10 protein-coding genes are annotated in these 9,627 nt (G+C 33.7%); all 10 read left to right on the forward strand.

Annotated features, from left to right (window positions below):
- The first annotated feature begins 51 nt into the window (after positions 1-51).
- Complete coding sequence (locus WKT12_RS11225) at positions 52-534, forward strand: hypothetical protein (protein WP_340319725.1); 483 nt, start codon at positions 52-54, stop codon at positions 532-534.
- Positions 535-603: 69 nt separating this feature from the next.
- Entirely contained in the window at positions 604-2,412 is a 1,809-nt protein-coding gene (locus WKT12_RS11230) for a DEAD/DEAH box helicase family protein (protein WP_340319726.1), read from the forward strand.
- 592 nt (positions 2,413-3,004) lie between these two features.
- Positions 3,005-3,865 carry a MarR family transcriptional regulator gene (locus WKT12_RS11235; RefSeq protein ID WP_340319727.1) on the forward strand — a complete coding sequence of 287 codons (861 nt, stop codon included), beginning with the start codon at positions 3,005-3,007 and terminating at the stop codon, positions 3,863-3,865.
- 364 nt (positions 3,866-4,229) lie between these two features.
- Positions 4,230-5,249 (forward strand): DUF3871 family protein, encoded by a 1,020-nt coding sequence (locus WKT12_RS11240; protein WP_340319728.1) that lies wholly within the window; start codon positions 4,230-4,232, stop codon positions 5,247-5,249.
- Between the two features lie 304 nt (positions 5,250-5,553).
- Positions 5,554-6,147, forward strand: a complete 594-nt coding sequence (locus WKT12_RS11245) for a tyrosine-type recombinase/integrase (RefSeq protein ID WP_340319729.1) — start codon at positions 5,554-5,556, stop codon at positions 6,145-6,147.
- Positions 6,148-6,579: 432 nt separating this feature from the next.
- Entirely contained in the window at positions 6,580-6,954 is a 375-nt protein-coding gene (locus tag WKT12_RS11250; RefSeq protein WP_340319730.1) for a hypothetical protein, read from the forward strand.
- Between the two features lies 1 nt (position 6,955).
- Entirely contained in the window at positions 6,956-7,261 is a 306-nt protein-coding gene (locus WKT12_RS11255; RefSeq protein ID WP_340319731.1) for a hypothetical protein, read from the forward strand.
- A gap of 47 nt (positions 7,262-7,308) precedes the next feature.
- Positions 7,309-8,049: a hypothetical protein gene (locus tag WKT12_RS11260; protein ID WP_340319732.1), complete on the forward strand. Its 741-nt coding sequence runs from the start codon at positions 7,309-7,311 to the stop codon at positions 8,047-8,049.
- A gap of 27 nt (positions 8,050-8,076) precedes the next feature.
- The gene (locus WKT12_RS11265; RefSeq protein WP_340319733.1) at positions 8,077-8,979 is read left to right on the forward strand and encodes a penicillin-binding transpeptidase domain-containing protein; all 903 of its coding nucleotides are present in this window, start codon (positions 8,077-8,079) and stop codon (positions 8,977-8,979) included.
- Positions 8,976-9,578: a hypothetical protein gene (locus WKT12_RS11270; protein ID WP_340319734.1), complete on the forward strand. Its 603-nt coding sequence runs from the start codon at positions 8,976-8,978 to the stop codon at positions 9,576-9,578. Before WKT12_RS11265 ends, WKT12_RS11270 begins: the two co-directional genes overlap by 4 nt.
- Positions 9,579-9,627: the final 49 nt, after the last annotated feature.

A 9,627-nucleotide genomic window follows, 5' to 3' on the forward strand; every position in this document is an offset into this window, starting at 1 on the left:
AGTCAATGATTGCGCTAATAAACATGTTTAATTTATAATAGTAAAATAAATATGAGTAATTTTAATTATTCTGTAAATGCTGCAAGTTCAGTTCGTGTTTATGACAATCAAGGTGCTTACAACACCCTGCAGGAAATGATGAAACGTAAGGAACAGCTTATAGTAAAGTTCTATGGAAGTAAGGACAATATACCTTGCGCATGGATAGAATCCGCTCGTGTGGCAGGATTCAAATACCAACTGAAAGTTGCATCCTATCAAGGCTTGTTGAACTATTTATTCACTGGTGATGTAGCAGACTTCGATACAAACCCGAAAGAAGTTGATACTTTGAATGAGAATGAAGATTTCCAGTTTGAGATGCTAAAAGAAATGATTAAAATCGGGAAGATTATTCAATATATCCCATTGTTCAGAGAACATCCCGAATCAATCAGTGCGATTCTGCCTTGCTTCAAGGGAAAGATAATGTTCAGAATCAAGCGGACAAATGAAACTTTGGAGTATTTACGTGAACAGAAACAGACTATCTAATCAATCTATCTGCCAATCAAATGTAAGGGGGAGTTTTCCCCCTTTTCTAACTATTTAAATGTGAGAAATATGAAGAATAAAGAGATAACAGTCAGCAAGAAAGCAAACGGCAAAATTCAATACTTGACAGAAATTCTACCCGAAATACCCACCAACACCATATTATATAAAAAACTTACGGGACTTGGTGCTACTTACGGGGAATTAAAAGCACATCGCAATTCAGTCATAATAGAGCCGAACAAACCCGTTATCAGTGGAAAATGCAAAGACCCGAAGCATGGGAAAGACAATCTTTTTGGAGTATCTGATGGTGTCTATACAGATGACATAGTGGCATATATGGAAAGGAGTATCAAACAGAACAAATATATCAAGATACTCACTACTCCAGAAAGTTTCTACAAGGTACTGGGAGCGTTTGAAGAAATGGATATGAATATACGCTATAACTGCTTTCTATTGTTCGATGAGTGCCACAAGATAGTCAAAGATTCAGGTTTTCGTCCCGACATAGCACTACCTATGGATTTGTTTTTTGAATGTGAAAATAAGGCACTGGTGTCTGCCACTCCCATAGAGTTTACAGACCCACGTTTTGAGGAGCAGAAATTCCAGACCATTACCATCAAACCAACATTCGACTATGTTAAAGACATGAATCTCCATGTGACAAATAATCTGTTGCAGGCAGTAAAAGAAGTGTTAGCAGGCCTGAATGGTAATTGCTTTGTGTTCTGTAATTCTACAGATACCATTTATTCAATGATGCACCAACTTGGCTTGCTTGACGAATCCGCAGTATTCTGTTCTGAAAAGAGTGTTGAAAAGCTGAAAAGCTTGAAGTTTGACAATGTTTCTGATATATGGAACAAAGACATAATTAAGCGATACAACTGGCTAACTTCACGTTTTTATAATGCGGTGGATATTGAACTAGAAGAAAAGCCAACCATATTATTACTGACAGACTGCTATTTTGCGGACTATACCGCATTTGACCCGAATACGGACACGATTCAATGCGTGGGAAGATTCAGAAACGGTATTTCCGCTATCCACCATATCAGCAATACCAACCTCAACTTCCTAGTGAGAAGCAAGGAAGAACTGAAAGGACGCATTTCATGTTGGAAAGACGTTTACGGTATATTACAGAATCATTATAATTATGCAACAACAGTTTCAGCAAAAGACGCATATAGTGCTGTTCTTGTCAGTCTGCCCTATGCAGAAATGCTGGACGAGAAAGGAAGGACCAGATATTTCAAGATAGACAACTATATCAATACAGAATTGGTGAAAGGATATTATAATTGTCCCAATAATTTGCATGAATCATATAAGAGCTGCGATGCTTTCACTATCAACCATTATAGCCTACTGAATTACAAACTCGGTGATTATGAAAGATTGCAACGTCTTAACAAATCAAACTCCATTAAGGAAAAACGTAAGATAATGGTGCAGCAACTTGAATTGCTTGGTGAATGCAAAACGGAAATGGAATATCAGTTTAAAAGGGATTTGGAGAAAGCGGACAGTTTTATTGTGGAAGCATACGACAAAATAGGCAAGGGAGAAATAGAACGGTTGAAATACAACCGAAAGAAAATCAAGGAAGCAATGATTATTGCTGACTACCATACAAAAATTACGGGAACAGAAGTTTCACAGATGATATACAACTCTTTTGAGGTGGGCATATGGTATTCACGAAAATTTATAAAAGAAGAAATCAATAGAATATTCAATCTGTTCGGCATTGAGCCAAAGAAAGCGGTAACATCACATACAATTCTAGAATTTTTTCATGCGATAGAAAAGAAACAGAAAAATATAAAAGGTTATCAACTGACCATGCGAAAAGGCATATAGGCAAGTACCTTTTTTATGAAAAAATTCCTATATATACCCTGCTTAAAAAAAGTACCTGTACCTGCACATACAGAAAGCTACTTCTTTCTTATACAAGATTATAGGGCAGACGCAAACCGCGTCTATCCTATAATCATCCAAAAAGGTTTATTTTCTTCATAATAGATAATAGTGTTGATTCTACTTGGAACTTTTTAATGCTATGAATAACATAGTAAACACCGAAGAAAAATCCCTCCAAACTCTTCTGAAAACAGGTCAGAAATCTTTCCCAAAATGTACGGAAAAAACGTCCCATAACTTAGGAAAAAAGTGTCCTATAAGCCACAGAAAAAGCGTCCACATATTATTACATACATTACTTACATTACATAACAGATAATTCGTTTCACTTCATTATCAGATTCAACCTACATTAATTAACTAACTAATAAGACTATGATGATTTACAAACCACACAACAAACTGTTCGGTTCAAGAAAGGAACTGAAACAATACTTAGGCGGAACAGGCAGATACAACAAAGCATTAAAGAACGGAGATATTTACAACATATACCTAGAAGAAATGAACAACCAATCCTTTGCGCACAATGGAATCATATATAACACTGACAAAAGACATTCATAAAATCAAGGGGAACAACAAGCTGGAAACAATACTGGCTATAGCTGGCATAAAATCCACAGGAAACTATAAAACCAATATAGCAGAAACCACAAGGGAATACATTGCCGCAAAAACAAGAATATCCTTCCGCACAGTAAAATCAATTGTTCCCAGACTGATAGAAAACGCAGATTTCATATTTGACAAGATAGAAACCAGAATCAAATCCCCGAACAGATATTATTTTAAAAAAGATGGAGAGAATTATTTTTTCGTTTTAAACAGTTTCTTCAATGAAACAATAGATACCAAAATAAAAGGATTGCTACTACTTATAAAGTCCGTATGCAAACAGGAAACGAACAAATATATAAGTGAGAAACCTTATAAAGGAGCGCTTAACCATTCTGAACTTGCCAGCAAATTAGGAATAGATGTCAAGACGCTAGATAAATATCTGGAGAAAGCAATTAAAGAGGGACAGATAAAAATGATACCTAAAGGACTTCTGATTCTCAACAAATCCATAATTCCAGACTTTAAAAGTAATGACCAGTTAAGCAGACTTTATCATATTATCTATGACTGGTGTCTGGACAATGACGTTATTCCACCAGACAGAAACGATGAAATTACCCAGTCTTCAAACGGACAAACTAAGAGAAACAACCCTGTGTTAAATGCCATCCTATGCAAGACAGCCAATATGTCCGATGAAGAGATCCGAAGTCTGCTAAACAAAAGAATAGTTTCTAAAGATGTTACTTTGAAATACATAGCTAAAGCATTAAACGTAAATATGCACAAGACTGAAACCAAGCCATTAAATATAGTAATAGAGTAAATCAATGCTTACTTCTGTTAGATTACGAGAAATGCGGTGCTGAACTCTTAGCTACCGATTTCTCAGATTATAAATTCCAAATAATTTCAGTTCTAATACAGATTATATAACATATACTTTCTGTATACCACATACAGCTAATAACACTAAAAAAGACTACCTAATTAAAAAATCACTTATATACTGTTTTACTAAAAGTCAAAAGAACAGATGTATAAGGTACTTAATACAGAAATGCCCCTCCACATTCAGGCAGTAAGCTAAAATAGCTAAGAGTGTCTGTTTCTATGGCCCGCAACCCTTTTAGTCCCCTCCTATATATTGATATAAAAAGGAATTATTAATCAATTAAACTTTTATCAATATGAGAAATTTAGTTATCATGCCAGCTATGGCAAACAATCGTGAAAGAATGAATTTGGGTGAATATGCAGAAGAAGCTACCATTATCATGGATGAGCCAGTAAAGCCAGCCAATCATTTTATCGAAGCAAACACACAGGAAGTAACATTGAATCATTTAAAGAATGACTGCATTACTCCAGTGTTCTCTAAAGACAATGAACTTACAATCAATCATGCTCAGTTTGTGGAAACAATACAGGATGCAGCACAGTCTTTCTTTTGTGGTGAAAAGGTAGAACAAGCCACAATCAGAACAAGCCACATTATTAAAGGAAGAATCCCAGAAGCAATCCACAAACCAGCCAATCAACTTTTGGAATCTGACAAGACTATCTATTATGAAAGATGTGCTTTCAGCATTGATATTCCTACTATCTATGAAACAGTAGGAGGAAACAAACTGAATCTTTCCATCGTAGGAGTAAGAGCTTACAACCAGATGAATCTATATTCAAAGAAAGTTCCTGAACTTTTCCGTTTGGCTATCGGATTCAAAAATCAAGTCTGCTGTAACATGTGCATCTTTACGGATGGTTACAAGGATGATTTGAGAGTAAGCAATACTACAGAGCTATATCGTGCAGCACTGGAACTTTTCAGTAACTACAATCCAGCCAGACATATTTATCTGATGCAGCAGTTAGGCAACACTTCCATGAGTGAACACCAGTTCTGTCAGATAATAGGCAGAATGCGACTTTATCAATGCTTACCAACAGGCTACCAGAAAGCACTACCCAGAATGTTGCTTACTGATACGCAGATAAACAGTGTAGCCAAGGCATACATTAATGATGAAAACTTTGGCAGCTTTGGAAGTGAGCTTAATATGTGGAAGTTCTACAATTTATTGACTGGAGCTAACAAGTCAAGCTATATTGATTCATTCTTAGACCGTTCTCTTAATGCTACAGAAATGGCTTTGGGAATCAATTCAGCTTTACATGGTGATGAAAAATATAAATGGTTCATTGATTAAATGAGCTTTTAAGAAAGGGCAGCTATTCAGTTAGTTGTCCTTTATTTTTTAATAACGTAAAAACACTACAAAATGGAGGATGATACTAAATTAATACTATGGGGTATATTGATAGTTCTATTACTGATAATAATAGGTATTATTAATCCTTTTTTACTAATACTGATTATATATGTCATTATCTATATAATGGCTTAATTACACTTTCTCATAAAAGTGAAATCAATCTGGAAATCAGCGCATTACAAAATATTTTCTAAATATACTTTCACTTTTATATCTAAGCCTATAAAACTGAAACAATATGAGTTTAAAAAACAGTTATACAACAAGCGACTGCCTACAGTGGGATAGTGCAACAAACTTAGTGAGAAAATTATATAGGGATAAAAATTATAGAATAAGTCTACTTATTGGGTGTGGCATTTTCTTTGGCTTACGAATTTCTGACCTATTACAACTTACTTGGGCAATGCTTTTGAGCAATGATGCAAAGTTTACTATTACTGAAAAGAAAACAAGCAAACGTAGGGAAGTGAGAATTAATAAAGAGTTTCAAAAGCACATTAAAGACTGCTATACCGCTTTAAATATTCAGAACTTGAATGAACTTTGCTTTTTATCAGGAAAAGGTAAGAACAAGGTTTATTCTATCCAATGGATAAACATTATACTTAAAGAGTTGAAAAGCAAGTACAATCTAAAAATAGACCATTTTTCTACTCATTCACTTAGAAAGACTTTTGGCAGGAAAGTGTTTGAATCCTCTGAAAATGCAGAATTGGCTTTGGTTAAACTGATGGAACTCTTTAATCATTCAAGTGTAACAATAACTAAAAGATACTTGGGACTTAGACAAGAAGAACTGTTAAATACTTATAACTGTTTGAGTTTCTAATTGATGGGACAAAGTTTGAAAATTCTGTTATTAGAATGCCATTTTCAGAAATAAAGAACTTTGTCCCGTTTCTTAATATACAGTAACTTTCAAAAACTACTATGTAAGAAAAAATGCATATAATGGATATATCTGCTAGGCATAGTTCTAAGCGAAACAGATTGCGGTAAGGTAGTTACCTCTGCATTGATACAAGCTTAAGAAAATTATTTTTTTAAAGATGTGATATAGCTTGTAGTTTATGATATGCGTGGTTGGTTTTGACATTTATATTATGAAATTTTATTATCGAATATTTGCAATCCATAGACAATTAATATATATATTTGCGTCAATAGTTATAATAAGTGTATATCAACATGATATGAGTTCCCACACTTTTTTATTATCAACAGCTTTCTTCAGGGAATTGGAAAGTATAAAAAATCAGATATGGATGAGGGCTTTTATATTCAATCTATAGACATTCAATTAGATAGTTCTGTAAAATCATTAACTAAAGCAGCTGCTATGTGCTTTTCGGGAATTATTGCAAACGGTATTGTTTTAGCACAAAATGAAAATCCCCATATTAAAATATACAAAAATAAAATTGAATTTGGAAGATGTGACAATTCTGAATTGATAGGACTTTCAGGAAATATAGCACCTAATTATTTTTTGGAATTTGGGTGCCTCGTTTACTATTACGATAATTCCTTCAAATGTTCATTTTTGAATAAGCAACTTGACTATAAGGGCTTCTTTATTCCTACAGAACCTGATAACGAATATATTTTCAACATTATTTATCCTAAATTTGCTTGATATGATGACAATAACAAAAACACCAGGAGTCCAAACTTCTAACCATTTAACTTGTACTTGGATTCAAGAAATAATTCTTGATTTTAAACAAACAGTAAAATGTCCAGTGGGTAAAGTAGTTATCGACGCAGAGAAAATAACTTTCTATAAATGGGGTTTAGTAATGGGAGTTGCAAGACATTCAACCTCTGGATTAGTATATTCAAACGGACATCTAAACTATGAAGGCAAAGAGTTACCTGTAATGAAAGACGAAGCATTATGTATAGAGTTATTCAAATTATTTAATTTAAATAATCCATTTTAAATATTAACACTCCTTTAAAATCTTTCGAAATAAAATCAATTAAAGATATGAAACTTAATGATAATATTGCCACAGACTTTGGAAGTCTTATTACTTTAGCATTTATGACTTTTGCTGATGATGAAGACAATTCAGCCAATTTTGATTCTATGGAAAAGGAGTTATTTAATATTATTTCAGAAATTAAAACTGGTAAGCCTTATGAAAGTAATTTTTTTTCTCAAAAAATGGTAGTTATATATTTACAATCATTTGCAGCAGGAGTTATTGCCTACCAAGAATCTCAAGTTCCGATACAATCCATTATAGAGAAATTAGCACAAGAAATTGTAGACAAATCAACTTCTAGTGAACTTGAATATTGTAAAACTGTATTAGATAGCTTTCTACAGAAACTATCTACAAATTTTAATAAGCCTCATTTAATCTCTTTATTTAATAGCAATGCGCTTAGTTCAAATTTGGATTTTGAGGTACACTATTGGATAATGGCAATACTTACATATTACAAAGGAAGTATAGATTGGAAACAATATCTTTTAACTTGCTCTAAAATACTAAATCTATTAGAGTCAGTGAAAAGCCTTAAAAACCAAAAAGAAAAAGGGAAAGCAGCTGAATTGTTTGTTACAGCTTTCATAGAAACTGCAAAAATACAATTACCTCAAAGTTACATAAATCAAGCCATTCAAGTTTTGACAGCAGATACTAGTACTTTACCTGATAGTGAAACTTTTGCTATTAATGATATTTATAATTTAGGAATGGATATGTATAGAAAAAAATGATTCTTTAGTAATGCTTTATATTACGATATGAGAAATATTATAATTCTTTTACTTAGTATAGCAACATTCATATCTTGTAGCCCTATCAAACAAAAAGTAGAACAATCATCTACTATCATAGATAGCACCTTACAAATAAAAGTAGATTCCATCCTACAAAACAGGCTGTCCGAACTTGATGCTACATCAGGACAAGTTATTGTAATGGAAGTACAGACGGGAGAAATAAAAGCCTCTGCTGGTACAGAAATCAAGCCACAAGAATCTGGCTTGATACGTACCGCTTCACTGTTGGCAGCACTGGAAACAAAGACTGTTCAGCTTTCTGATACTGTAGACGTCGATAATGGTACTTTAATTATAGGAAAAGACACCTTACTCGACCATAATTGGTACAGAGGAGGATATGGAAAGATTACCATACAACAAGGATTCGGACTTTCTTCAAATATTGCCAACTATAAAACAGCCAAGCATACATTTAAGGATGCACAGGCTTTTGCGAAAGCACTTACAAAGTATGGCTATCAAGTGAAAGATACCAGTCTTGTCTATAATCCTTCGGGATATGGAGTGTTCACTACTCCTTTGCAGAATCTGACTTTTTATAATGCCATAGCACAAGGTACTATTGGTGATAAAGCAGCTGTCAATAATATTAAGCGAGCACTGGAATATACAGTAACGGATGGATTGGCTAAACCAGCCATGTCTGATAAAGTAAAAATAGCTGGAGCAACAGGAACAATACAACTTCCAAATGGCGAATACGCAGTAGAGTTCTGTGGCTATTTCCCTGCCGATAATCCTCAATACAGCATAATTGTGTCCATCAACAAGAAAGATAAACCTGCAAGCGGTGGACTAATGGCTGGAACTGTGTTCAAACAGATTGCAGAGTTTTTAATGGCAACAAATGATAAGAAATGAAACTACTATTAATCATAATGTTTGAGCTGTTTATACCGCAGTTCTGCATGCCTAACGTCTTTACAGAGAATAGAGAACTATGCCTCAAAACTTTTAAAGAATATCTTGAAGTTGGACAAAGAAGAAAAGAAGCGACAGAATTTATTAAATTAATGCTCAAATATTCAGACGAGAGTAAGGCTGAAAAAGAAAAATCATGGAAGTGGTACCAAGCTAATACAATACATGTTGATTCTGTTATGCAGCATTGCATAGAATTGACAGAACAAGGAGAAAGTAAACAACTTTTGGATTTACTGGTTGCTGAACGTGAAAACATTTATGCGCATCCTAATAATTCTATTTCTAACTGCTGGGATTTACATTCTGTGTATGCCATGCTATATTCTATTTACATAAAGGATGATAAAGATTACTATACAAAAATTGCAGAATTAGCAGAATATTCTCGTATGCAGATTGAAGTCTATCAAAAGAGCAATGAAAAGCAACATGTCCTTTATAAACAGGTCTTAAATGAGTTACTGCAAATATACAAGACATTGCAAAATCAAGAAAAAATAAAAGAAGTTGAGAATATTATCAACAGCTTGAATTAGTTAGTCCAGAAACAACAAAAGCCAACCTACCCAATCATACGGATAAGTT

This window comes from Phocaeicola sp. HCN-6420 (genome assembly GCF_037890145.1).
GTDB lineage: Bacteria > Bacteroidota > Bacteroidia > Bacteroidales > Bacteroidaceae > Phocaeicola.

Bases quoted from the DNA above. Each gene is read 5' to 3' on its own strand.
- WKT12_RS11225 (WP_340319725.1), top strand. From the start codon at position 52: ATGAGTAATTTTAATTATTCTGTAAATGCTGCAAGTTCAGTTCGTGTT.
- WKT12_RS11260 (WP_340319732.1), top strand. From the start codon at position 7,309: ATGAAACTTAATGATAATATTGCCACAGACTTTGGAAGTCTTATTACT.
- WKT12_RS11235 (WP_340319727.1), top strand. From the start codon at position 3,005: ATGGAATCATATATAACACTGACAAAAGACATTCATAAAATCAAGGGG.
- WKT12_RS11245 (WP_340319729.1), top strand. From the start codon at position 5,554: ATGAGTTTAAAAAACAGTTATACAACAAGCGACTGCCTACAGTGGGAT.
- WKT12_RS11240 (WP_340319728.1), top strand. From the start codon at position 4,230: ATGAGAAATTTAGTTATCATGCCAGCTATGGCAAACAATCGTGAAAGA.
- WKT12_RS11270 (WP_340319734.1), top strand. From the start codon at position 8,976: ATGAAACTACTATTAATCATAATGTTTGAGCTGTTTATACCGCAGTTC.
- WKT12_RS11265 (WP_340319733.1), top strand. From the start codon at position 8,077: ATGAGAAATATTATAATTCTTTTACTTAGTATAGCAACATTCATATCT.
- WKT12_RS11255 (WP_340319731.1), top strand. From the start codon at position 6,956: ATGATGACAATAACAAAAACACCAGGAGTCCAAACTTCTAACCATTTA.
- WKT12_RS11250 (WP_340319730.1), top strand. From the start codon at position 6,580: ATGGATGAGGGCTTTTATATTCAATCTATAGACATTCAATTAGATAGT.
- WKT12_RS11230 (WP_340319726.1), top strand. From the start codon at position 604: ATGAAGAATAAAGAGATAACAGTCAGCAAGAAAGCAAACGGCAAAATT.